This is a genomic window from Grimontia kaedaensis, assembly GCF_023746615.1.
GTDB classification, from domain to species: Bacteria; Pseudomonadota; Gammaproteobacteria; order Enterobacterales; family Vibrionaceae; genus Enterovibrio; species Enterovibrio kaedaensis.
In genome coordinates, this window is sequence record NZ_CP082275.1 from 2,223,047 (window position 1) to 2,246,219 (window position 23,173).

The following is a 23,173-nucleotide window of genomic DNA, read 5'->3' on the forward strand; positions in this document are numbered from 1 at the left end:
TGCCATTTGGCAGCTTTTCTTTGCCCAGAGCCTACAGTTAGTGCAGTTTCAGGGACGGGCGAAGTACACGGTTGATGCGGCTAACCACCATCATCAAGCCGGTTTTAATCACACCATGCAGCGCGATCTGGTGCATTCGGTACAAAGAGATGTAAACCACACGCGCCAGTCGGCCTTCTACCATCATCGAACCACGGGTCAAGTTACCCATGAGGCTACCTACGGTTGAAAAGCGGCTTAAGGAAACCAGTGAACCATGGTCTTTGTAAGTGTATGGTTTTAGTTCACGGTCTGTCACTTTCGCTACGATATTTGAGAAACAACGGCTTGCCATCTGGTGTGCTGACTGAGCACGAGGTGGGACCATATTACCGTCTGGTTGCTCACAAGCTGCACAATCACCGATAACAAAGATGTCTTCGTCACGGGTGGTTTGCAGCGTTGATTTCACCACCAATTGGTTGATTCGGTTAGTTTCAAGGCCTGCAATGTCTTTAAGGAAATCTGGCGCTTTGATACCGGCTGCCCATACCATGATTTGCGCTGGGATCTTGTCGCCGTCTTTGGTTACCAAACCATCTTCATCCGCTTTGACAACCATGGTCGCCGTCCGAACGTTCACACCCAGCTTGATCAATTCTTGCTGCGCCGCACCAGAAATACGTGGCGGTAATGCAGGAAGAATACGCTCACCAGCCTCAACCAGAGTAACGTTCAGCTTAGAGCTATCGAGGTCCTGAAAACCGTAGTTGTGCAGTTCTTTGATGGCATTGTGCAGTTCCGCCGAAAGCTCGACACCTGTCGCACCGCCACCAACAATCGCAATATCAACTTTACCTTTACCAGATTTCGCATGCAGTTTCAGGAACTCATTGTTCATTTCGTTACGGAAACGGCGTGCCTGTTCTGGGCTATCCAGGAAGATACAGTTGTCGCGAACACCTGCTGTGTTGAAGTCGTTGGAAGTGGAACCGATTGCCATCACCAAAACGTCATAGCTTAGCTCACGCTCAGGCATCAGCAGTTCACCGTCTTCTTCGTCGTGCAACGCTGCCAATTTAATGGTTTTGTTTTCACGATCGATGCCAGACAGGCTACCGAGTTGAAAATCGAAATAGTGGTTTTTTGCGTGAGCGCGGTAGCTGATTGCATCAACGCCTTCGTCAAGAGAGCCTGTTGCCACTTCGTGCAGAAGCGGTTTCCAGAGATGACTCGCTTTACGATCTACAAGAGTGACTTTGGCGCGTCCTTTACGTCCAAGTGTGCGTCCTAGTTTGGTTGCCAATTCGAGGCCACCAGCACCGCCACCGACTACAATAATTTTGGTCACGATTACTTCCTCACCATGATTTAAATACGAAAAAATTGGGCTACATCCCGCGATGACAAAATCGCGTTATGAAAGAAAATATGTTTAAACAACCTTCGTATTCGGTCGATTATAAATATCGCTTGGAGAGGTAAAGAGCTTTTGTTTTCAACGTTATAAACGCGCATTTTTGTTTATGTTTTGTTGCACGCTGCCACCCGCATTTTCATGACATGATGCTCATTTTTTTGTTGAAACCATTATACAGGTCACTTGATCTCAATCAATTTTTAAATCCTTAAATCCACACTAAAAGCAGCGAAAATAAGCGAGACTGATGATAATTACGTCACTACACAACATTGCAAATACAAAAAGAGCACCAACCTTAACAAATGATGCTCTTTAAACCATATATACCCAAATAACCTGAAGATGCCGGATTCAGCGAGTTTGACTGGCGTTGTGATCACGGCGTTTCTTTGTAGGTATAGTCACCTCCATCAACAAGGGACAACAAAGAGCACGGCGTCAGTCAACTCGCCCAAAGGGAGGCCCTCAATGCGAGCATCTTTAGATTGTTTGGGTATAAGCGAAATGTTAAGCGTTTTTAAACGCTTTCATTGCCTGCAGATGGTGAGAGATGCTTTTAAACTTATGTGTCTGCGTTTCATCCCAAACAATGTCGTAGTAAGGGCTCAATGCTTCTTCTGAACGCGAGTTGTCCAAAAGCTCATCTTCTTTTGATAACACCACCATGCAGCGACCGGCATTCTTGGTGCGGAAATTCTCAATACACTTAGTTGCAATGTCGGCATACTCTTCGGGTCGGTCGATACGTCCTTCCATATTTTCCTGCGGGAAGAGGTTCGGATTGAAGATCACCTGCTTGATGCCACTGAGAAAGCCAATACGCTCAGACCAGAAGCCGCCAAGCCCGACACCACAAATCATTGGCGATTTATCGTCTGACATTTCCATTTGTTTGCTCACTTCTTTGAGAAGGTGCTGCATGTCGTGCTTGGGGTGAAGTGTGCTGTAGTTGATGAAGCGAACGTCTGGGTCAATAAATTGCAGTTGCATGACCTTTTCGTGGTTTCCCGGGCTGTTTGAATCAAAGCCGTGAAGATAAATGATCACTAAAAGTCCCTCTCACTCGTCGCTGGTTCACCCAGCTTTTAATCTTTTCCCAAGTTAACCGCTTTAAATGGCATTGAACCGAAAAACCAGCGGGTTCAAAAAGCTTGGTCCAGAAATACTACCACTCAATCACGCACATTATTAAGGGTTAAGACAGAAACACGGGTACGGCTCAAGGTTTTGAGACGAATTGGCGATTACCAGGCCACACTAGTTCAAAACGGCAGCGATGTCTTCGCTGTAAGAGGCAAGCTTGTTGCGCATTGCGGTTCGTTGCTTCTGTGACAGATGGCGATCTAGACGCTGCAAAAGCTCATAACGTCGGGCTAAATACAACGCCATGTCGTTTTTGTGCTGCTCACTTTGGAACGCAATCAGATGGGAGAAATAGGCATTGATTCGCTCGCCAAGATTGGGGTCTTGCCGGTTCATCAATATCCCTTCAAGTTCTGTCATTAATTCATCACGAATCGAATAAAACACAGGGCGCATTTCGATTTGGTATCCTGCCATTTCCAGAAACTGTTTCTTCTGTTTGGCATTGACCGAATCTACCCAAAACTCTGCCCGTTCGACTAACCGTTTCTGACGGCGCACCTGCTGCTCGTCTGCACTGCCTTCGTTGGCCTTCTCGACCGCTTCTTCGATGTTTTTGTTAACGGTGTCGAGCCAATTCTGGGCCTGCTCGTCACTCATCGATGAAATCAAATTCACAAGAGTTGGGGTCAGTCCTTCCAGTGAAGCCTTGATACGGGTATTAACAAGGTGGTGATAGTCACCAATGCGCGTGTAAGACAGCGGCTTCGCCATATCTGCTTCAAGTTGGTCGAGCAAAGCCTGAATTTTTGGCAATTCGTTCTGGCGATGCCATTCGTGGAATGCTTCAAGATCGTTATCCAGCTGTTTTTGCTGAGCAGATGTTGTGTCAACGTAGTCAGAGAGGTAGTAGTCAATCCAGAAAGGAAGCGTGTTGTAAGCAAACTGGTTGGTGCAGGCAGAAACCAGGAATACAGCAGCCAGCGACAAAAAGAAGTGTCTGACAGAAGATTTGCTGAATTTCATTTCCTTCGCTCTCCTTTTATACGTCCTACCTTCATTTAACTCACGATGTGAGCTTCAAGCTGTCTCAGGAAAAATGCACTTCTTTCCTGATAGATGCCTTCACCATAAAGCTCATAACCCAATGCAAACCACAACACACTCAGGTAAGCCGCCACTGGCTGCCATTTTCTGCACGCATCAAGCCAATCGGCGACAGAGTCTATACGTCTAATTTGACAGTATCGATTCACCAAGGTTTCAAGATCCAATCCATTTGCGAGAGAGGTCATCACTAAGTCCATCGCCGGATCGCCCAACGCTGCATATTCCCAATCGATGACTTTAACTTCACCGTCATTTTGGCGGATAAAGTTGTAGTAACCCAAGTCATAGTGGCAAGTAGTAAGCGGCAAGCCTGAGGTAAATCGATGCGTCTGAAAGTGCTCATGAACCGCATTCAATGAATCGTTCAACGAGCTTGCGGAAAGGTTACTGTAGTACACCAACCCTTTATCGAAAGGGTCAAACGTGTTCGAAAGAGGTGGTAATTCGTGGACCTTAACTTGAAGTGTCGCGGCGATGTCCAACGAAGCCTCCGTCATGGTCTCACCTTCAATCCAAGGGTTCAGTAACCCCTCCGGATAACGTTTTACTGGCTGGACAGTCAAGCCTGCTGTTGACGCTAAGGTTAAGGCTTCAAATTCATTATCACGGCTTAAGCCAAATGCCTTTGTAGATGCGGCCTCTGGTCGCCAAACATATTGGCCCCCTTCATTCGCAGTCAGTTTCATACAGCGGTTACTTAATCCGCCCTCAAGAAATTCTGCCTGCTCAATAATAAAATCAGGCCACAGTCTTTCAATGACTGCGGCCTTTTCTTTTTCATCAGCTGAAAGCAATGATTACCATCCAATCAGAGACTTAGACTGCTTCTTGCGGATTTCAGTTTCATCAGCCCACTCGATAAGGCCGGTTTCCAGATCCATCAGACGCATGGTCATTTTGTAGTAAACGTCTTTGTCGCTGCCGTCTTGCTTGTTGATGCTAGACAGGTTGCCATACAGCATGTATTGCGCACCGACCATTTTACCAAACTGAATGGCAGTACCTGGGTTTACCAGCGCATCATTGTTTTGGAAATCCAGTTGCTCACGAACCGCTTCAACGCGGGTCATGTCAACAAAGCGGAATTTGCCAGAGTTAATCAGACGGGTGCTGATGGTGTCAGTGATTGATTCAGTATCAATATGCTCAGCGGTTTTGTTCTTGATTGACTCTACAAACACGATTGGGCGGTTGCTGCGGGTAATGGCAGTAACGGAACCGGAAGACAGCATGCTATCTGTCATTTCTACTGCGATTTTTTGCAGATCCGTCGAGCCGAAATCAATCGTCGTCGTTTCCACTTCCTGAGCATCACCGTAGCTTACCTGCTTGGCACAACCACCCAAGATGAGCGCTGCAGCACCCACGAGCACAATTAAGCTTTTTTTCATTGGCTTACCTATTTCGTTATAGTCATTGAATATTTCTGAGCGAGACGCGGAAGTTCTTCGCATTTGGGTTCAGTGCCACACCTTGAAGTGTCACGGATTCCCCACCGTAAACGATAAACTGACGCCACGGCGACTTGCCGCTGTCTACTTCAAGACCTTGAGCGTCATACCAGTTAAAGCGGTACTGCAGGTCTTGGGACTCGTCACTCTTATTGGTCACCATCACCTGAGCCAGCAGTCGTTCATTCACGACACTGGTTTTTGCGTTGCCAAATTCGAGGTTTTTCGCCAACACCGAATTTCCCAACACCACATTCTGATTACTGCTATCTATGCTGATGCCAGCTGTGTTGTTCGCACAACCTGCCAGCAACATACTTGCTGATAACAGAACTGCTGCATATTTCATCATATGCCTCCTAATATCCCCTGCCAATGAACCACTTGACCGCCCTGCCTGGAAAGCCAAACTAACGTGGTTTTTCCTGATTCTATGTTTACGTTAATGGATTGTCCGTCAGCGTTCACAGTATGCTGACCTTTGGAATAAAACCCGCTATAGACGCCTGCACTTTCAGGCAGCGTCTGCCAGCTTCTGGTATCCGGTTGCTCACTCAACACATTAAAGATGTTGACGACGAGATTGCCAATGCCACTTTCATCATTTTCTGACAAAGACTTACGCATCTCATTTTTTGCCACAACGCGCAGGATTTGCCTTACTGCCATTGCTGGCATCGCTTCACTCAATGCGTTTTGCGCCATACCGTTAACATTCGCCAGTTGCTCTGGCTTTACCGACTGACCATCCACCGTTATAGCTCTTTGAGGTGTAGCGCTATGAGAACGATAGTACGGGAGGCTGACCGTATGCGCTTCGAGGTTACCACTGCTGTCAGACAGCCACAGCGGCAATCGCCAGAAGTCTCGGGCATTCACTACGCCTTGTTCATTTAGTACGACCAACTGACCTTTTGTTCTGTCCGGGCGTTGATACTTACCGTATTTTTCCTCAAGCAATTTCAGTTCATCGCGTCGCCCCTGACGAAAAGCCACCCGTTTCGCAGCCTCTGCAATAAATTGATTGTCAGGCTCTAAGGCCAGCGCACGATTGTAATCAATAAATGCACCATTGAGATTACCCTCCGCTTCGTAGAGAAGCGCGGAGAAGTAAAACAGATAGCCGTTTTGCACTGAGCCTAATAGATTACCTGCTGGTGGGTACTTTGAAAGAACCGCACCAACATTATCGTCAATGCTATTTTGCGACGCTGTTTTTGAAGCATTGCGAAGCTCATCCTCACGCAACTTCTTCGCACGCTTCTGAACCTGATTAGCGCGTCTTGCCTCGACCAAAGCGCCTTGCAGATCATTTTCCTGCAAGTAATTCAGCATCAGGTACAAGTGAAGAAAACCCAATTCATAGTCCGGTGGCATGTAGGTAATCATATTGTCATTGGTCACCAAAGCGCCTAACTGATCAACACCTTTAGAGAGCTGGATAATGGCTTTGTCTTGTTGTTCAGTTGCTGCAAAATCTGCTTGTTCCAGCGCGGCTTTGCTTTGTTCAAGGTTACCGGAAAGCAGAGACAGACGCCCTTTTTCCATGCCATCAAGAATTTCACCGTCTGGCGAATCCGGTAACTGTTCCAGTGCTTGTTGATATTCGCCTTGCGTAACCAAAGCATGTGGTTGTTGCAATGCAGCAGAATAATGGCTGAACAGCGCCTGTGCAGAAAGATTGGCGCAACCAACCAGACTAAGTCCAAGGCTGAATGCCACCAATTTCTTTGTGAACGAAAAATTGGCTCTGCGCCTGTCAGCGAGAGCTAAAGAAAGCTTTATAATCATTAACCAATCAGCATTGGTCCCAGAGGACGACCACCCACCAAATGCATGTGAATATGGTAAACCTCTTGGCCACCGTGGTTGTTGCAGTTCATGATCAAACGATAGCCGTCTTCTGCAATACCTTCATCCGCCGCCAGCTTCCGCGCCACGGTGAACATGCGGCCCAAAGCCGCTTCATCTTCACCTTCGATGTCGTTAACCGTCGGGATCAGCTTGTTGGGAATGATAAGAATATGACTTGGAGCACGAGGGTTGATGTCTCGGAATGCGGTCACAAGATCGTCTTGGTAAACCACGTCTGCCGGGATTTCATTACGAATGATTTTACTGAATATGGTTTCTTCAGCCACGGGTTACTCCAAATGAATCAGTTATAGAGCTGTAAGTATGCTAGAGACAAAGGAATTGGGCAATAATGAACAGTGTTTTTTATCACACTTCGTGTGTCATACACCAAATCTTCGCTTTCCGTAACAATTTCAGTCCAACCCAGAAACAGCTTTCGGCTCTGCTTATCAACCCTCAACTGTTTATTAACCACTCTCTCAACAAATTTGCGTCTCACTTCAAAGGTTCGAAAGTAATGACCTTTTTAAGTTTAAAGTTTTTGAAATACTGGCGGATGACTAGAAAAGCGATGTGTTAGAACAAACGAATCTGCTGGCCAAAATCGACCAGTATGAGACGTGATAGAAGAATAACCATTGGCGTCATCATTAAGCGGGTTCCTTTTCTTTTGCTTTGAACTCGTGTATCGGGAGGCATCGGCTAATCACCGGTGGGAGGAATATAAATGGCTAAAAAACGACAAAGCTCTGTGATTCGTCGGATGTATGCCGGCTTTGCGGTACTCGCATTCAGTCTGGTTGCAACCAATACACTCAATTTGAAAAGTTCTCAGGACATCCACGAACAACTAGAGGTCGTCACCTCAGAAGCTCTCCCCTTAGTTTCCTTGTCCAACGAAGCCAGTGTCAGCCTCCTCGCTGCAGACAAAATTTTCAAAGATTACCTGACCAGCAGCAATGGTGCGCAAAGCGAACAGGTACTCGAAAATTTTGATGTCGCTAGACAACGCTTTGATACTGCTCTGAATAATCTTTACCAAGCTTCCTCCGGTCAAGAGGGGCTGGAAAGCCAATTGGAATCGCTGCGAGAAATTGAAAATCGCTATTTTGCTGAAGCTTCTGTTGCCATTGGAAACTTCCAGCGCCAACAAGCAGCCAAAGAAGAAGGCGTGACCGCTGCCCGCCAATTCCAGCGTATGAACACTGCGCTTGCACTTGGTATGCAGGACTTCGTGGCCAACAATGGTTCCACCACGCTGAAAATCATTTCAAAGACCTACTTCAAGAAGCTTCAAGAAACGGAAACCCATACTTCCGACGCGCTGGCCAGCAACACACTCGCTGATGTTGAAAAAGCCATGAACGGCAACCGCCGCAGCGTAAAGCAGCTCAACTACTCTTTCCGTTCACTGACTTCTCAACTTCCAGAGCTAAAAGAGAAATTCCAAAAAGACATTGATGCCTTTACCCGCGATGTGAGCCGCGAAGGCGGTGTGCTTGATCAGCACTATGCGTACCTGGTTGCGACCAACGAGCTTTATACGAACATCGGCAATCTTGCCGTTGAAGTCGACAATGCAATGGGCATCCTCGACCAATTCCGTGGTCAAGCGGAAAGCGTGATGTCAGCATCTATCTTACAGGCTAACGACACCTTTAAAAACGGCGTTCGTCAGACGATCTTCATTGGCGCGCTGATTCTGGCAATCACTGTCTTCATTGGCTGGCACATTGCGCGAAGCGTTCGCAAGCCACTGAGCAGCACACTGAACGTCCTGGAAGCTATCACTGAAGGCGACATGACCCAACGCATTGAAGTGAAAGAACACAATGAATTTGGCCAGCTAGCAGACCACATCAATACCCTGGCTTCGAATCTTCAAGGCATTCTGCGACAGCTTCGCGATGCAGCAGAAGAGCAAGCTGAGGTTGCAGCCGCGAACCAGTCCACCACGCAAACCGCGAAAGCTCAGCTCAATGAGCAGCGGCAGCAAACCACAGCTGTCGCAGCAGCGATGACGCAAATGGAGCACTCGGTGCAAGACGTTGCAAACAGTGCCCGCCACACCATGGACAAAGTGATGGAAGTGAGCGATGCAGCAACGAAAGGCCGTGAAATCATGACCCGTAACATAAGCACGACGCATCAGCTTTCAAGCCGCTTGGATGATTCTGTGGCTGTGGTTTCTTCACTTCAGGAGATGACCGCGAGTATTGAAACCATTCTCGACGTTATCAGCAATATTGCCGATCAAACCAACCTTCTGGCATTGAACGCGGCTATCGAAGCGGCCCGTGCTGGTGAACAAGGGCGAGGCTTTGCGGTCGTGGCAGATGAAGTTCGCGTTCTGGCGAAACGTACATCCGACTCAACATCTGAAATTGAAGAGATGATTAGCAAGCTACAGACCCAATCAAGCCAAGCGGTCCTGGTGATGCAGGAATGTGTAGAAGAAATGACCAGCAGCGTTGCACAGGCTTCTGACGCCAACTCCGCGATGGAGGAAATAGAAGCCATCATCATGATGATCAGCGACATGAGCAGCCAGATAGCACAAGCCGCTTCTGAACAAAGCACCACCTCTGCTGATATCGCGCGAAACGTTGAGCACATCAGCTTTATCGCTGACAGCAGTTATACCGCCATGCAGGACGTGGCTGGTGCGAGTGAACGACTCGATGAACAAGCCGTCAATCAGAACGAACTGGTTCATCGATTCACGGTATAACTGGACTTTCTGAGTAGAAAAAGCGGGCTATGGCCCGCTTTTTTATTGGCTTCTCTACTTCAAAAACTCATCAGTTTTTGAGTGATCGCCGCCGCGCTGATCTCTTCACGATGGCGGTTATTCATATCGGATCATAGTGCTGTGAAATCATCCCAACCCTATTTTTCATCAGTACGTAGTGGCTCCATTTCGATACAAGCAAAAGGAAAGATGAATGACAGAAAAAATTAAGATTGTAAGGCTTGTCTGAGGCAGCTTGGAGACGTTGAATTTCTTCGATAACGCTTTCAGCATCAAGCATACCGCAAGGAATGGAACCCAATCCGCCTGCTTCATCTACCACTATCGCCAGCTTGCTGTTTTGAACACCTGCCTTGGGTGCCTGAATCAAGGGTAAATCCACATCAACCCATCTGGCGAAATCCAATTTTTCCATATTCTGACCCCAGATTTTTATACATTTCTTGATATGCACCATCAGCGTTTGCCTTACTCCTATTTTGAAGGTTAACAAGTGAGCAAAGCCTTGTTTTATATAACCTTACGAGCCCAAATATACGTTTATATGCATATTTTTATCCATTTACGCGCCGTCTATTCAAATGTGATCCATGTACATGTTCGTAACATTACGGGTTGTCATATTTCTTTCGTATGGCTTAATTCAAAAAGAAAGCGCTTTCTTTTCGTTTTTCGGTGCTGTCACCCAAGGCGACTTGAAGAGCCAATCTAACAAAAAATAAAAGATAGACAGTGAATAACCGCACTCAAAGAGAGTGCGACTATCCGAAAGGGAGTTTGGAGAGTGTCAAGCAGAATCAACCGAGCTGCTCCTCAAGGTGAGGAGTGGCTGAGCTATCTCAAGCAAAAAACACGTGATTTGGTGGATGCAAAAATCCACGGGATCTCTTTCAGCCCCTATGTCGATGGACAGGGACCTGGTTCAATCATCACTGAAGCACAAATCCACGAAAGGCTTCAGATCATCGCCCCACACGTTAACTGGGTTCGTACCTTCTCTTGTACTGACGGTAATGAGCTCATTCCAAAAATCGCCAAAGAGTATGGGCTCAAAACCATGGTTGGCGTATGGATTGACGGAAACCATGAAAAGAACGAGGAAGAACTACAAAACGCTATCGCCGTTGCACGCGAAGGGCATGTGGATGTTCTTGGTGTGGGTAACGAAGTGCTACTTCGTGAAGACCTACATGAAGATGAACTCATCAGCTACATCGAACGCGCCAAGGCAGAACTGCCGGACGTTCAGGTAGGCTACGTTGATGCTTACTACTTGTTTGAGAATCACCCTCGCGTCGCAGATGCCTGTGAGGTGATCCTGACAAACTGTTACCCCTTCTGGGAAGGCTGTCCGGTAGATTTTGCCGTGCCTTACATGAAGGAAATGTACCGCCGTGCAGTGAATGCCGGTAAAGGTAAACCAGTGATTGTTTCAGAAACTGGCTGGCCAAATGAAGGTGTTCCTGAGCGCGCCTCAATACCTTCAGAAGAAAACGCCCTGAAGTACTTTATTGATACTTATGCATGGGCAGAAGAAGAGAACATTGATGTGTTCTATTTCTCGTCTTTCGATGAAGCCTGGAAGGTGGAAAAGGAAGGTGCGGTAGGTGCGTATTGGGGTCTTTGGGATAAAGACGGCAACTTCAAGTACTCAACCTAACAGAACACATTACAAGGCGCCCGCGGACTATCTGCGGGCATAAGAAAACTAAGGTAAAAAGCGCTATGGAATACAGAAACGCCATTTGTTACTCAGGCTATCGTGAAGGTCAAAACCCTCGTGAGGGAATTTACCCAACGTACCAAGAGATCAAAGAAGACCTTCTTATCCTCTCCCACAACTGGTCTGCACTGCGTCTATACGACTGCGGTACTCACGCAAGACTGGTTTTGGATGTTATTCGCGACGAAGGACTTGATTTCAAAGTAATGCTAGGCGCCGATGTTGCGGCTGAAATGAACAACCCCAATTGCCCTTGGGGAGCACAGTTCAGTGAAGAAACGCTGGAGAAAAACCGTCAGCACAACAAGGAAGAAATCGATCGCCTCATCGAGCTTGCAAACGCATATCCAGAAGTTGTTGGCTATGTATCAGTCGGCAATGAAGCAAGTGTTGAATGGACCGATCATCTTATCTCTGTTGAGAAACTGGTCGAGCACGTACAGAAAGTGAAAAACAGCATCAGTCAGCCTGTCACTTTCTGTGAAAACTACGTGCCTTGGACATACAAACTGGATGCACTGGTTGAAGTGATTGACTTCATTTCCCTGCACACTTACCCGGTTTGGGAGTATAAAACGATCGACGACGCGTTGGAGTACACCAAACAGAACTACTACGCTGTTGCTGACCGCTATCCAAACAAACCTGTAGTCATCACCGAAGCAGGTTGGGCGACCGCCTCTAACGGCCGTGGTATTGAAGCATGGAATGCTTCTGAGGAGCTTCAGGCAGCTTACTATGACCAACTGCTGCAATGGACGCGCGATGAGAAGATCCTGACCTTCGTCTTCGAAGCGTTTGACGAGCCATGGAAAGGTGACAACCACCCTGAAGAACCAGAAAAACACTGGGGTCTGTTCAAGGTGGACCGCACACCAAAACTGGTGATGCAGTCTCTGTACGGTTGACTACAACGAAGGGCGGATTAACCGCCCTTTTCTTTTCCTGCCCATATCTGGCTTTCTCACAAATAGGCAAACATCATCGAGATAACCTCATAGGCACAAATCGAATACCATTGAAGTCCGATTCTTCACCTGTCGCCTCAAAACCTTGTGAAGCATAAAACGCCGAAGCATTGACCGATGACCGAAGCGATATTTCCTTCGAACTCGTTGTTATTAATACATGCTCTAACAGGCGTTTCCCTAACCCTGTGCCTTGTTCAGATTTAGCCACAAAAAGATGGGTCAGATAATTCCCTTCACGCAGCGCTGCAAACCCGACTGCTTCATCCTTGTTCAACGCGATGACTGTGTAGAAGCGAGAGTCATCAAAAGTGGTTGCAAGATCAGGCAGGATCCGGGATTTGAACTCAGCCTGTCCCTGTTCATTAAACAAAGGCATAACGTCTGCTTCTGATACCGATCTCACTAATTTCTGAGCCGCTTCCAAGTCCCTTAACACCACTTTGCGGATTTCCATCTTCTCTCCCTACTGTTGCCCTTAAAACTTCGCTTTGATCTTCTGGACAAATTTATCAACCTGCTCCCTACCCGCCTTTTCGGCGTTATAAAGAGAAAGGAAAGTCACCTTACAATCTTTCGCGCACGCACCTAGAATGGCCGTTTTCAATACGCGCTTCACCGGCTTGTGCATCACCAGATTATCCACCCACCATGGGGAACCAAGCGTGGTCACCACTTTCACTTCTTTGAGGTTGCCCAATTTCGGCTTAATGGCCCCTAGTTCCGCGTCATGATCGTAGGCATAGCCAGGCGCCCATACACGGTCAATCCAGCCTTTCAGCATGGCGGGAAAGCTAAACCACCAGGTAGGAAAGACAAGCACTAAAGATTCCGCCTCCACCAGCAATTCAAGCTCTTTGTTAAGCTGACTTCGGTCATAGTCTTGGGCGTAGTAACTTTGCCTTTCTTCTGCACTTAACACTGGGTCGAAGTTAGCGCCATATAAATCCAGCAAGGTGATGCTGTAGCCTTTCGACTCAAGGTGTTTAATCGTTTACTGACAGAGGTAACTGCACAAGCTTTCCTTAAGAGGGTGCGAAAGTACCACCAAACACTTCATGACATTCTCCCTAGCTACATTACTGCTCGTTCTATCAAGACTTGGCGAACAAAAACGCGCCACACGATGCCATAAAGCCGCCGGACATCTTGTTCAGAATTTGCTTTTCACGCTTACTTTTCAGCATTTTGCCTGCTTTAGCTGCGGAATAGGCATACATCCCCAACACACCACCCACACCTACGGTAGAAATCAGAAGAATGACACCCACATGCAGCCCACTGATTTGAGTGACGTCCACAAACGCGGGGAAGAAGCCCATGTAAAACAAGATTGCTTTGGGGTTAGAGAGACCGACCACAACTCCTGTCAGCAAGCTCGAAAATCTTGACGATTGCGAAGGGACAGATTCTCCGTCCTCAGGGACTTCTGCCGTCCAACTGACGTAGGCGAGCCAGAACAAGTAAGCAATGCCGACATACTTGATGACGAAAGACACTTCACCCAGCACTTTCGATAGTGCAGAGAGCCCTGAAAGCGCAAGGAAGATGAAAATGTAATCCGCAATCAGGATCCCTAACGCGAGCAACATACCCTGCTTCATTCCACTCCCCATCGAACGTGAAATCGTCGCTAATACGCTCGGTCCAGGAATAAGCGCGGAAAGTGCCATAGCGAAAAACAGTGCGATACCAGAAGCAATAGTCATAATTCCTTTCTCCTTAACTAAACAGTTTTATTGCCTGATAACCGCGATAAGATCGGTGAAATAGTCATTGTCGCCAGATTGACTCAACAAGGTCGTCAACTGGCCGCGGTGATGGGTTTGATGATTAAAAAAATGCAAAAGCACAGAGGCGAGATTTTCAGAATACTCTGCCCCTGCTGTATTTCGGTAGGTCACACTGTTATTGAATTCCGACTCCGGTATAGACGCTACCCAGCGGGAAATATCATCATCCAGCGACGCCCTCATTGCTTTCAAAGAGGCCAAGTCTTCCACCAGATGTACTGTGTTACTTGGTGGTGATGGATAACGGCTTAATAACTGCTCAAGCATCACCTCACTAGGTACGCGGGTAAATCGATTCAACCACAACAAATCCCCAGTCAGAATATGACTCATGGTATGAAAAGCAGAGCCAAAGAAAGCCTTTCTGTCTTCATACAAGTCTTCGTCACTGAGATTTTCCATGTGACCCAGCAATTGCTCATTCATCCACTGGTTGTACTTTGCCATTAGCTCAAACTGGCTTTTCATGTCGACCCTATTTCCTTATATACCCAAACAACCTGAAGATGCCAGATTCAGCGAGATTGACTGGCGTTGTCATTGCGGCGTGCCTTTGCAGGTGTAGTCATCTCCATCAAAAAGGAACAACAAAGAGCACGGCGTCAGTCAACTCGCCCGAAGGGAGGCCCTCAATGCGCCCACTTCTTCGTTAAATTCCACGGAAATAGAACCACTATTCCTCGCAAAATTTGCCTCGAATTGAACGCATTGATGACCTCTGAATGCGAGTATCTTCAGGTCGTTTGGGTATACCGATTTCTTTCCAAGCGTTCGCTTCTCAAGCTTTAGCGCGCACGAATTCATTCAGTTCCTTTACCGAGCGGATGACATACACGTCTTTGTCCTCAGACATGGATTCGAGCCTTTTCAGGAAATTGTCATTCCAGAACTTCGGCGACAGTTTGAGAAACTTGTAACTTTGCAAACTGCCTTTGAGCACCGAGCTTCCATCAGGCCATCCTTCAGGTTTGATGAACAAACCTTTCAGCAGTCGTTTGGTGACCAGCCAATAGCTGGTCAGATATGGCAGTTCGACATAAACCAGCGTATCTGCCGCTTCCAAACGTTTGTTAAACGAACCGAGTAATCCCATACCATCCAGTATCCATCTCTCCGAGGCCAGTATCTGATCATGCCGCGCTTCAAAACCTTCGTGGCTCACCTGCTCTCCATTTTTCTGGTAAAGCATGGAATCCAACTGATAAAGAGCAATCCCGGTCTCTGACGCCAGTTTTTTGCTTAGGGTGGATTTACCGCTTCCCGGTTTTCCAAATACCGCGATTTTCTTCATGTCGCCTCCAAGATAAAAACCAAGAAGCAGAAAAAAGAAAACCCACCTCTTGGGTGGGTTCTGCAAATATAACGCGCGACAGCATCCCCACCATTCCTAAGGAATGATGATAATTCGGATGAGTTTGAGCATTGAATTCGTTTTCATACACCTATAGTTGTCAATGCCAATAAGGAAGTCAACCATCTCCCCTTAAAATACAGAAGATTACAACAACATCCTGTATTAATAGCTAACACTCGGTTAGCAGCAGTGAACATCCCTATTTGTCAGTTTATCTGGCTTTTCAAACTCTCATAAAAACACATGGAAACAGTAAAATTCGAGAAAGAAGATGAAATAAAAGCCCTTTTCCACTATCATCCTGCCGCCTGAGCGCAAGCGTTTGCTTTTTATTTCACATTCCTTGCCGACAGGCGCCAATCCGATATTTTAGCAATGGAGGGACGCCTTAATGACCACACTAACAATTACTCGCCCTGACGACTGGCATGTTCACCTTCGCGATGGCGAAGTGCTGACAGATACCGTCCGCGACATCAGCCGTTACAACGGTCGCGCGCTCATCATGCCAAACACCGTTCCTCCTGTGACCAACACTGAAATGGCGCTTGCTTACCGCGAACGCATCATGGCTCAAAAGCCTTCTGAGCAATTCGAGCCACTGATGGCGCTCTACCTAACCGACAACACCACACCAGACGAAATCCGCAAAGCGAAAGCCTCTGGCGCTGTTGTTGCTGCGAAGCTTTACCCTGCTGGTGCAACCACCAACTCGGATTCAGGCGTAACCAATGCGAAGAACATCTACCACGTTCTTGAAGCCATGCAGGAAGTGGGTATGTTGTTGTTGGTTCATGGTGAAGTGACCCACCACGAGGTAGACATCTTTGATCGCGAGAAAGAGTTTCTTGATACCGTTCTGGCACCCATCGTTAACGATTTCCCTAACCTGAAAATCGTCCTTGAGCACATCACCACAGCGGATGCGGCAAACTTCGTGAAAAACGCGAACGAGAACGTTGCAGCAACCATCACCGCTCACCACCTGATGTATAACCGCAACCACATGCTGGTTGGCGGCATCAAACCTCACTTCTACTGCCTGCCAATTCTGAAGCGCAACACGCACCAGAAAGCGCTTGTTGAAGCAGCAACTAGCGGTAATAAGAAGTTCTTCCTGGGAACAGATTCAGCGCCACACGCGAAAGGCGCGAAAGAATCAGCATGTGGTTGTGCAGGTTCTTACACCGCACACGCCGCACTGGAGCTTTACGCAGAAGTGTTCGAACAAGAAGGTAAACTAGAGAATCTGGAAGCCTTCGCAAGTCAGAACGGCCCAGACTTCTATGGTGTGCCACGTAACACAGATACCGTAACGCTGACCAAAGAAGAGTGGCCAGTACCAGACACCATGCCATTTGGTTCTGACATTGTTGTGCCAATCCGCGCTGGCGAAACGGTGAGCTGGAAAGTAAAGTAATTCGCAGTAGCTGATAACATGTAAACGAAAGAAAGGAGCCTGGCGACTGCCGGGCTTTTTATTGCCCTATGATAAAGCCCCACAACCCTTTGATTAAGCGCGCTTCGCCGCTAAACCAAGCCGACTGCTCTAAATCCGAAAGGCTTAACCGTCTTTAATTATTTAAAAAGTATTGAAACTGTCTTTTCTTTTAGCTCATTTATCAATAATGAAGTGTGTAATAACGTTTTCCCATCGCCACTACTCAGGCAAAACGAATAATAAGAATGGGAGAATGAAAGATGAGTCATGCAGCCATCATCAATGACCAAGCAACCGTCAACGCGTTGGATAAAGCACGTAATCTCACGCTGCCTTCAAGACAAGAAATGTTAATGCGAGCACCTGCTGTTCAACAGTTTTGGGATAAAAACCGAGAGTTACTCAGCAGTGCGTGGACAGAATGGGAGCGCACTGAGCAGGGCAATACGTTCAAGTTGGATGAGTCTTTACTGAATGCAAAACTCCGAGACGCATTCAACAAAGCATGGGAAGACCCATCAACAGAATTGGATGTGAAAGAGCTATGGGAAGAAGTGGCTCCAGGTGTTTTCCAATGCCAATTTTTCGACCCTGAACGTTTGGCAGAGCTCCGTGGTTATTTGGAAAACGTCGCCAACGCGGAGATTCCTTTGCGTCCTCCTTATGGCATCGCGCTAAACCGACACGGCGCAATGCTCGACAAGCGTTCTGAAGGCTATCTAGCCGCACCGGGGTTTCAGGCCTTCTATCAAACCGTGATGGACAAATACATGCGCCCTGTCGCCCGCCTGCTGTTTCCAGAGGTTACCGGCTATGATTCGCAAACCTTTGGGTTTTCGATTCAGTATAAACCCGGTGTTGATACGTCACTGCGACTGCACACTGACGCTTCCGCAGCGACAATGAACATCAATCTCAACCTGCCAGATGAAGCATTCACTGGCTCAGAGATTGATTATTACGACCCAACCACAGGTGTGGTACGTCGACTCAGCTTTGAACCGGGTATCGCGATGATTCACCGTGGCAGTGTGCCACATGCTGCACAGCCTATCACCAGTGGCTCGCGCACCAATATCGTGTTGTGGTTATATGGCGACCGCATGCAGATCCCTGTTCGAGGTTTGACCCAAGAAATTGATGCAAAAGCACGCTGGACAGTGCCGGAGTCAACCCCAGACAGCTACGCACCGTTTTGATATCAACGTTAGATACAGAAAGCCCAGCATATAGCTGGGCTTTTTCTTTGAGAAGTTGGCGCATATCAAATAGGTTTAAGAAAGTGAGATTTTCTCTAGCGCTTGGGCCTCGTCAAATATTTGCTTGGTACACTGTCGACCAACCAAACATTGTTCATTGACTTATAAAATTCAAAACCATCTTCATGCATTCGCTTTGCATCAATGATTAAACAAACAGGCTTATGTTTAAAGCAAAGCTGATCGATTAACGCTTGTTCGTTTTGAAAGCAGGAGAACTGAGGTGACTAATTAGGAATAGAACACGGGTGAGGAATGGCCGCCTTTCCAAGAGGCTTTGGTAAGAGTTACTTTGGCGCGAGCCCCATGTCATCCAACACCATCAGGATTTCTTCTTTACGGGTGTTTTTTATTTCAATCCAGGAGATATTTTCCCGTGCGCCAATAATGGCATAGATGGAGTTCAGACCCATTCCCTTCATTGGTTTGATTTTGGCGTACAGCGCATAAGGGTCAATCGCCATAAAGTCTTGAACAGAATGAATGCCAACTGCCGCCAATATTTCTTCGCTGCGTGGTCCAAACCATTTAGCTCTCTGAGTCGTTTTGGCTGCTTTTCATAAGCATCTAACAAGGCTTCCTCTCCTTTTGCTTTTCAATGGGTTCAGGCCAGACACTACAATGCGCTTATTCAAAGAATGCGCCGTGTATTGCCATGACCAAATGTATGAGGTGGCTAAGTTTTTTGCACAATCAAATAAGTGTGTAACTCTGGGTATTGGTCATATTCCAAATGCCGGATAATACAACCGAGCTCTATGAACAGATTCAAGAACCCATTAGTGCCAAGTGATGAGTAGTAGACTTCAGGCCCCATAAAATCATCTTTATGGGCTCCTGACTCTTCTGTACCCCCGAACGAAAAGATGAATACCCCACCCTCATTGAGACTCTCGACGATCTTGGTCAGAACCTGCTTTTGTTCAGACAAAGGGATATGCCAAATGCTGTCCCACGCCGTAATAAAGTCATACTTCTCGGAGAGTAGGTATTCACAGATGTCACCTTGAATGAAGCGAACATTCGGATGTTTTTCTCTCGCAATCTTGAGCATCTCGCCAGAGACATCCAAACCAGAAGGCGTAAAACCCTCGCTCATCAGCAGATCCATAAACCGACCTGTGCAGCCACAACCAATATCCAATGCCTTGCCCCGATGCTTTGCAAAGCTCATCGCTTTCTTATGCTGGGTAATACCATTGGTCATATTGAAGCCCTCATCTGTCCAAAGATGAGTGATTTGATCGTAGGCTTTTCCTATCTGTTCAGGATTCATGTTTATCTCTCGTTGTTAATTGGGCTTCTTTTAAGCGTCTATCCCTTGCTGTGATGCGACAAGCGCCCTGTACCAATTTCCCGTCACCACAAATTTAGGAAAGGTATAAAGTTGCTCAAGCAGAATTCTCGACATCGCATTTTTGAAGCTTGTAAATGGTTCTGCCGGGTTTACCTCTTTGCTATGTCCTAACCCCTGCAAACCGAACGAAACTGCCATCAAGAACACTGACATCAGCGCAGCTATCAAATCAAGACTAAGTAGTGAAAATACAAAAGACACAAACCCAGCGATAAAGCAGGGAACAAAGATGATGTGGATGAGAAGATTTTTCTTCGATTTGTGAAATGTTGAATAGCCTTTCCATTGCCATTCAATGAGTTCATTAAGGGGCATGTATCCTCCGTGGCTGATAAGCCTTTTTGCATTTTGACTAAGACAGTTAATACGCCAGTGTATGCGACCTCACCTATTTGTACCTGACAAAAGTTGCGGTGCGTATTTTCCTTAATACTTCCAATATGTTTCCCAATATCGAATGTAGGTAGAAAAAACGAGAGGATTGGACATTGGAATTCACAGGTGTTTGTACTTTGTCTGACAACACAGTCTTCATTGTGTCTTTGGCTGTCAGCAGTCATTAATCCATAAAATAAGCCGACTCTTTCTCGTCAAACAAGCATTCCAAAGGATATGGCAGTTCAAGCTTTGGCAAGTCATCTTTTGAAAACCATTCAAGGTGTTTTGTTTCCCTGTCGATCTCTGACTCTGAAGCGCCTTTTACTTTGCATTTGAACATAATGACTATGTATTCAACCTGATCTCCATTGGGATAAGTAAAGCTGAAACCGTCACCGCCAAAAACACCAAGCAGTCGGTCTACTTTCACAATGAAGCCTGTTTCTTCGCGTACTTCTCTGACAACCGCTTGGACCGGTGACTCATGAGGTTCTATCATCCCTGCTGGAAGGCTCCAGGTGTTGTCATTTTTTTGTTGAAGCAGCAGTTCATTACATTCATTTAAAATCACCGCCGCAACGCTAGGAAGCAATAAGGGCATATGGCCGACTTTAGACCTCAACTCCTTTAAATATTCACTTGCGCTCAAGTTTCCTCCAGAACAATCAGTAGATAGCAGCTACTTTTCCCAGTTCGATAAAGCGGGAAATCAAATAAGTACTTGTATTAGCAATGTATGCCTATTTAACGCCCAACTGGCGAATGAGCTCTCGTACCTTTTGAATAGCTTCACAGAATAGCTTGTGACAATCGTTGGGAATTGGGTCACCTAATCTATGCCAGAAAAACTGAAATTCATGTCCCCCATCATCTTGGGTGTAAAAGCACCACGTTTTAGGCAAGGTTTCGCCAACTTCGCATAAAACAAAGTGCCATAACTGATCTTGATAACCACTTTCCCAACTCCCCAAATACGTTGTGTTTTATACACTGGGGATTCCTGACTCTTCGGTAAGCTCTCGTTTCGCCGCGCTCTCGTAAGAAATATCAAAGGATTCGACAGTGCCTTTTACCAGTTGAATACCCGCTAGAGGGTGTTTGAATAAAAGAAGATTTATCTCACCGTCTATTTCACGCAAGACCAACGGGCATAGGCATACCTTAATTCTTCTCAAACTCATTTGTAGTTCTGTCATTTGGATAGTTTCATTTCAACCTGACAAAAAACCCGCTGATTTCGGCAGCGGGTTATTGGGATTACTTGAAGCTTTTAATGAGGTCGAGATACCGCACTTCATCATCAGCGATTTCACCATCAGCATCAGAAATTTCTTTCGCCAACGTTTTCGCTTTTTCTGCTGCGCCCAACTCAGAGAGTCCTTGCATCAGTTGCGATAGGTAGGCAGAAGCCTCCTCATCTGAACCGTCGAGCACGTTGTTAATCTTACCAATGCAGTTACGTTGGAATGATTCCACACTGACAGTCGATTTCCACTCAATGGTTTGCAGAAGCTCATCCATGTATTTTTGCTCAGCCAACGCCACACGGTTATCAATCTTGTAGAAAAACGTCGCAAGCTCAATGAGTTTCTCGCTTGCACTTTGTTCACTCTCAGCCAGTAATGAAGCCGCTTTACCCTGAAAAACAGCGATAATGTTCATCCTAGTTCTCCTTAACTCATTCTCAGAATCCGATACGCAGTGGTGATTAAAATAAAATGTCGTTCTGGTTCTATTTCCACCCGCTAACTGGCGTTTACCATAACAAATCTAGCCAACGTGCGGACAGGGAAAGATGCGTGTTCTCCGACACATTATTGAGCATTAAATTTCGTTGGGTTAGATGCTGGCAGTATCGATTTGGCATTTGACAGGGATCGCCTTTATAAGTCATCCGCACTGCCAATAGCGAGAGTAGAACCTTAATCACTTTTACAACAAGCTCGTTCTTTGCCTTTAGGCGGAGCTTTATTCCAAATATGATTTCGATTCTTGAGCCTCCTCACTCTATAACGGCGCGATAACAGGAACCTAGGCCAAATAACTAAGACATGATGGCTGTGCTTCTAAACAACGTCTTTTTGCAAGATAGGCAAATGTGTTTATAACGGGGATCATCATGAACTGTTAGCGGCTGAAAAATAACTTTATCTGAATGACAGCTAAAGCATTTAGCGTTTTCTGGGTCATCTGTTTTGCATTCTGGATGAGTATCTAAATACTCTGCGAGCGTTGGTAGTTTTCGCCAATTTTCATCCTGAGGCTTTGAATACAAGACAAAGTAATAAAATGCAGCCGCGCCTATCAAAACCAGCACTGCGACACCTAAATCCATTTCCACCTCCTAAGTCACCAAACCCTATCAACAGGAAAAGAGCATCCCTGATACGAATCTGGCGGAAATATTAGCAAATAAGCTGCATATACAGATAGAGAATGGATCATGTAGTGGCTCGCAATATTTGACAATGTTCTCTTGCCCGGATAAAGCTCTTACATGTTAGCTTTCTTACCCATTTAATCATTCAGCGATTCTTATTCATTGCAAATTTCGTCGCAGAACTGCTTAACGACTAACTGCGAACCAACACCACTGATAACTATGCTATGCGATAAGTTGGTAGCGAATGGCCCTTCCCATAACTCATCCAAGGGCTTCGACTGTAAACTTGTAAGTAATGTTTTAATTAATGCCGCGTGTGACACGACCAATATTCTTTTTCCTTCATACTCTTGCGAAATTCTTTTAATACAAGTAATAGACCGAACTTTTAAATCATGAAATGACTCTGCACCGCTCATTTGAAAGCAACCAGGTCGATTCCAGAAATCATAATAGTCTTCTGCATATTGTTCTTTAACTTCATGATGACTCATTCCTTCCCAAGAGCCCATATTGATCTCTCTTAGCTCGTCGGTCTCATATATTGGGGTATCTACGTCATTGACTAAGATCCTTGCCCTATCAGAAGCCCTCGAACTTGTCGAGCAAAAGACAGCATCAAATTCTAGGTGCTCAATCTTTTTTCGGGCAGCTACAGCTTGGGCTTTTCCAAGTTCCGTAAGAGGCGAATCTTTGAAGCCCTGCATGCGGCCTTCAATGTTCCATTCAGTTTCACCATGTCTAAAAATATGAATCTCTGTCACGTAAATTATTCCTTACTTACAGCGTCGGACAACTAGAAACGAAGACCCGACTAAGTGCGAGTGACGCCTTACCGAACCAACATTGATCATCGTAAACA

The 23,173-nt window shown here is 46.3% G+C and carries 27 protein-coding genes and 1 pseudogene; 5 read left to right on the top strand and 23 right to left on the bottom strand.

Features of this window, described 5'->3' with window-relative positions; translation table 11 throughout:
• Positions 1-37: 37 nt before the first annotated feature.
• From K6Q96_RS10015 to hinT, 8 genes are all read right to left on the bottom strand, one after another.
• Positions 38-1,330, bottom strand: a complete 1,293-nt coding sequence (locus K6Q96_RS10015; protein WP_251875418.1) for an NAD(P)/FAD-dependent oxidoreductase — start codon at positions 1,328-1,330, stop codon at positions 38-40.
• Between the two features lie 579 nt (positions 1,331-1,909).
• On the bottom strand, positions 1,910-2,449 hold the full coding sequence (gene ycfP, locus K6Q96_RS10020) for an alpha/beta hydrolase YcfP (protein WP_251875420.1): 540 nt from the start codon (positions 2,447-2,449) through the stop codon (positions 1,910-1,912).
• Between the two features lie 210 nt (positions 2,450-2,659).
• Positions 2,660-3,511: a DUF6279 family lipoprotein gene (locus K6Q96_RS10025; RefSeq protein ID WP_251875422.1), complete on the bottom strand. Its 852-nt coding sequence runs from the start codon at positions 3,509-3,511 to the stop codon at positions 2,660-2,662.
• A gap of 35 nt (positions 3,512-3,546) precedes the next feature.
• Positions 3,547-4,389, bottom strand: coding sequence for a phosphotransferase (locus K6Q96_RS10030; RefSeq protein WP_256481715.1), 843 nt, complete (start codon positions 4,387-4,389; stop codon positions 3,547-3,549).
• Between the two features lie 3 nt (positions 4,390-4,392).
• Positions 4,393-4,986, bottom strand: coding sequence for a penicillin-binding protein activator LpoB (gene lpoB, locus K6Q96_RS10035; protein ID WP_251875427.1), 594 nt, complete (start codon positions 4,984-4,986; stop codon positions 4,393-4,395).
• 22 nt (positions 4,987-5,008) lie between these two features.
• Positions 5,009-5,395: a YcfL family putative periplasmic lipoprotein gene (locus K6Q96_RS10040; RefSeq protein ID WP_251879626.1), complete on the bottom strand. Its 387-nt coding sequence runs from the start codon at positions 5,393-5,395 to the stop codon at positions 5,009-5,011.
• Complete coding sequence (locus K6Q96_RS10045; protein WP_251875429.1) at positions 5,395-6,837, bottom strand: COG3014 family protein; 1,443 nt, start codon at positions 6,835-6,837, stop codon at positions 5,395-5,397. Before K6Q96_RS10045 ends, K6Q96_RS10040 begins: the two co-directional genes overlap by 1 nt.
• Positions 6,837-7,187, bottom strand: a complete 351-nt coding sequence (gene hinT / locus K6Q96_RS10050) for a purine nucleoside phosphoramidase (RefSeq protein WP_251875431.1) — start codon at positions 7,185-7,187, stop codon at positions 6,837-6,839. The genes K6Q96_RS10045 and hinT overlap by 1 nt, the downstream gene beginning before the upstream one ends.
• Before the next feature lie 443 nt (positions 7,188-7,630).
• On the opposite strand from hinT, the gene K6Q96_RS10055 reads away from it, so the two are divergent.
• Complete coding sequence (locus tag K6Q96_RS10055) at positions 7,631-9,634, top strand: methyl-accepting chemotaxis protein (protein ID WP_251875433.1); 2,004 nt, start codon at positions 7,631-7,633, stop codon at positions 9,632-9,634.
• Between the two features lie 121 nt (positions 9,635-9,755).
• Here K6Q96_RS10055 and K6Q96_RS10060 read toward each other — a convergent pair whose 3' ends face one another.
• Positions 9,756-10,070 (bottom strand): nitronate monooxygenase, encoded by a 315-nt coding sequence (locus tag K6Q96_RS10060; RefSeq protein ID WP_434802142.1) that lies wholly within the window; start codon positions 10,068-10,070, stop codon positions 9,756-9,758.
• A 369-nt stretch (positions 10,071-10,439) separates the two neighbouring features.
• Here K6Q96_RS10060 and K6Q96_RS10065 point away from each other — a divergent pair, with 369 nt between their 5' ends.
• Positions 10,440-11,315 (top strand): glycoside hydrolase family 17 protein, encoded by an 876-nt coding sequence (locus tag K6Q96_RS10065; protein WP_251875435.1) that lies wholly within the window; start codon positions 10,440-10,442, stop codon positions 11,313-11,315.
• Positions 11,316-11,380: 65 nt separating this feature from the next.
• Positions 11,381-12,286, top strand: coding sequence for a glycoside hydrolase family 17 protein (locus tag K6Q96_RS10070; protein WP_251875437.1), 906 nt, complete (start codon positions 11,381-11,383; stop codon positions 12,284-12,286).
• 73 nt (positions 12,287-12,359) lie between these two features.
• On the opposite strand, the gene K6Q96_RS10075 is transcribed toward K6Q96_RS10070, so the two are convergent.
• The 5 genes from K6Q96_RS10075 to K6Q96_RS10095 form a co-directional block, all read right to left on the bottom strand.
• Positions 12,360-12,803, bottom strand: a complete 444-nt coding sequence (locus K6Q96_RS10075) for a GNAT family N-acetyltransferase (protein ID WP_251875439.1) — start codon at positions 12,801-12,803, stop codon at positions 12,360-12,362.
• A 21-nt stretch (positions 12,804-12,824) separates the two neighbouring features.
• Entirely contained in the window at positions 12,825-13,337 is a 513-nt protein-coding gene (locus K6Q96_RS10080; RefSeq protein ID WP_256481837.1) for an NAD(P)H-dependent oxidoreductase, read from the bottom strand.
• A gap of 103 nt (positions 13,338-13,440) precedes the next feature.
• Positions 13,441-14,055, bottom strand: a complete 615-nt coding sequence (locus tag K6Q96_RS10085) for a LysE family translocator (protein ID WP_251875443.1) — start codon at positions 14,053-14,055, stop codon at positions 13,441-13,443.
• Between the two features lie 27 nt (positions 14,056-14,082).
• Positions 14,083-14,607, bottom strand: coding sequence for a DinB family protein (locus K6Q96_RS10090; protein WP_251875445.1), 525 nt, complete (start codon positions 14,605-14,607; stop codon positions 14,083-14,085).
• Between the two features lie 310 nt (positions 14,608-14,917).
• The gene (locus tag K6Q96_RS10095) at positions 14,918-15,430 is read right to left on the bottom strand and encodes a P-loop NTPase family protein (protein WP_251875447.1); all 513 of its coding nucleotides are present in this window, start codon (positions 15,428-15,430) and stop codon (positions 14,918-14,920) included.
• Between the two features lie 454 nt (positions 15,431-15,884).
• Between K6Q96_RS10095 and pyrC the strand changes: the two genes are divergently transcribed.
• Positions 15,885-16,913 (top strand): dihydroorotase, encoded by a 1,029-nt coding sequence (gene pyrC, locus K6Q96_RS10100; RefSeq protein ID WP_251875449.1) that lies wholly within the window; start codon positions 15,885-15,887, stop codon positions 16,911-16,913.
• A 281-nt stretch (positions 16,914-17,194) separates the two neighbouring features.
• Positions 17,195-18,133, top strand: coding sequence for a 2OG-Fe(II) oxygenase family protein (locus tag K6Q96_RS10105; RefSeq protein ID WP_251875451.1), 939 nt, complete (start codon positions 17,195-17,197; stop codon positions 18,131-18,133).
• Between the two features lie 95 nt (positions 18,134-18,228).
• Here the strand turns inward: K6Q96_RS10105 and K6Q96_RS24870 are convergent, their stop codons facing one another.
• From K6Q96_RS24870 to K6Q96_RS10150, 9 genes and pseudogenes are all read right to left on the bottom strand, one after another.
• On the bottom strand, positions 18,229-18,381 hold the full coding sequence (locus K6Q96_RS24870) for an RNA 2'-phosphotransferase (RefSeq protein ID WP_256481838.1): 153 nt from the start codon (positions 18,379-18,381) through the stop codon (positions 18,229-18,231).
• A 99-nt stretch (positions 18,382-18,480) separates the two neighbouring features.
• Positions 18,481-18,693, bottom strand: coding sequence for a TfoX/Sxy family DNA transformation protein (locus K6Q96_RS10115; protein WP_251875455.1), 213 nt, complete (start codon positions 18,691-18,693; stop codon positions 18,481-18,483).
• Positions 18,694-18,869: 176 nt separating this feature from the next.
• Entirely contained in the window at positions 18,870-19,469 is a 600-nt protein-coding gene (locus tag K6Q96_RS10120) for a class I SAM-dependent methyltransferase (protein WP_251875457.1), read from the bottom strand.
• Between the two features lie 30 nt (positions 19,470-19,499).
• Positions 19,500-19,865 carry a terminase gene (locus tag K6Q96_RS10125; RefSeq protein ID WP_251875459.1) on the bottom strand — a complete coding sequence of 122 codons (366 nt, stop codon included), beginning with the start codon at positions 19,863-19,865 and terminating at the stop codon, positions 19,500-19,502.
• A 244-nt stretch (positions 19,866-20,109) separates the two neighbouring features.
• Positions 20,110-20,577, bottom strand: coding sequence for an NUDIX domain-containing protein (locus K6Q96_RS10130; protein ID WP_251875461.1), 468 nt, complete (start codon positions 20,575-20,577; stop codon positions 20,110-20,112).
• 91 nt (positions 20,578-20,668) lie between these two features.
• Positions 20,669-21,109 (bottom strand): annotated as a pseudogene (locus K6Q96_RS10135) (NUDIX hydrolase).
• Between the two features lie 76 nt (positions 21,110-21,185).
• Entirely contained in the window at positions 21,186-21,590 is a 405-nt protein-coding gene (locus K6Q96_RS10140; protein ID WP_251875463.1) for a hypothetical protein, read from the bottom strand.
• Between the two features lie 382 nt (positions 21,591-21,972).
• Positions 21,973-22,263 (bottom strand): hypothetical protein, encoded by a 291-nt coding sequence (locus tag K6Q96_RS10145; protein ID WP_251875465.1) that lies wholly within the window; start codon positions 22,261-22,263, stop codon positions 21,973-21,975.
• 200 nt (positions 22,264-22,463) lie between these two features.
• Positions 22,464-23,075 (bottom strand): histidine phosphatase family protein, encoded by a 612-nt coding sequence (locus K6Q96_RS10150; RefSeq protein ID WP_251875467.1) that lies wholly within the window; start codon positions 23,073-23,075, stop codon positions 22,464-22,466.
• Between the last annotated feature and the right edge of the window lie 98 nt (positions 23,076-23,173).

Coding starts and splice junctions, on each gene's coding strand:
- K6Q96_RS10025 (WP_251875422.1), bottom strand. CDS start 3,511: ATGAAATTCAGCAAATCTTCTGTCAGACACTTCTTTTTGTCGCTGGCT.
- lpoB (WP_251875427.1), bottom strand. CDS start 4,986: ATGAAAAAAAGCTTAATTGTGCTCGTGGGTGCTGCAGCGCTCATCTTG.
- K6Q96_RS10040 (WP_251879626.1), bottom strand. CDS start 5,395: ATGAAATATGCAGCAGTTCTGTTATCAGCAAGTATGTTGCTGGCAGGT.
- K6Q96_RS10045 (WP_251875429.1), bottom strand. CDS start 6,837: ATGATTATAAAGCTTTCTTTAGCTCTCGCTGACAGGCGCAGAGCCAAT.
- K6Q96_RS10055 (WP_251875433.1), top strand. CDS start 7,631: ATGGCTAAAAAACGACAAAGCTCTGTGATTCGTCGGATGTATGCCGGC.
- K6Q96_RS10060 (WP_434802142.1), bottom strand. CDS start 10,070: ATGGAAAAATTGGATTTCGCCAGATGGGTTGATGTGGATTTACCCTTG.
- K6Q96_RS10070 (WP_251875437.1), top strand. CDS start 11,381: ATGGAATACAGAAACGCCATTTGTTACTCAGGCTATCGTGAAGGTCAA.
- K6Q96_RS10075 (WP_251875439.1), bottom strand. CDS start 12,803: ATGGAAATCCGCAAAGTGGTGTTAAGGGACTTGGAAGCGGCTCAGAAA.
- K6Q96_RS10085 (WP_251875443.1), bottom strand. CDS start 14,055: ATGACTATTGCTTCTGGTATCGCACTGTTTTTCGCTATGGCACTTTCC.
- K6Q96_RS10090 (WP_251875445.1), bottom strand. CDS start 14,607: ATGAAAAGCCAGTTTGAGCTAATGGCAAAGTACAACCAGTGGATGAAT.
- K6Q96_RS10095 (WP_251875447.1), bottom strand. CDS start 15,430: ATGAAGAAAATCGCGGTATTTGGAAAACCGGGAAGCGGTAAATCCACC.
- pyrC (WP_251875449.1), top strand. CDS start 15,885: ATGACCACACTAACAATTACTCGCCCTGACGACTGGCATGTTCACCTT.
- K6Q96_RS10105 (WP_251875451.1), top strand. CDS start 17,195: ATGAGTCATGCAGCCATCATCAATGACCAAGCAACCGTCAACGCGTTG.
- K6Q96_RS10120 (WP_251875457.1), bottom strand. CDS start 19,469: ATGAATCCTGAACAGATAGGAAAAGCCTACGATCAAATCACTCATCTT.
- K6Q96_RS10125 (WP_251875459.1), bottom strand. CDS start 19,865: ATGCCCCTTAATGAACTCATTGAATGGCAATGGAAAGGCTATTCAACA.
- K6Q96_RS10140 (WP_251875463.1), bottom strand. CDS start 21,590: ATGAACATTATCGCTGTTTTTCAGGGTAAAGCGGCTTCATTACTGGCT.
- K6Q96_RS10145 (WP_251875465.1), bottom strand. CDS start 22,263: ATGGATTTAGGTGTCGCAGTGCTGGTTTTGATAGGCGCGGCTGCATTT.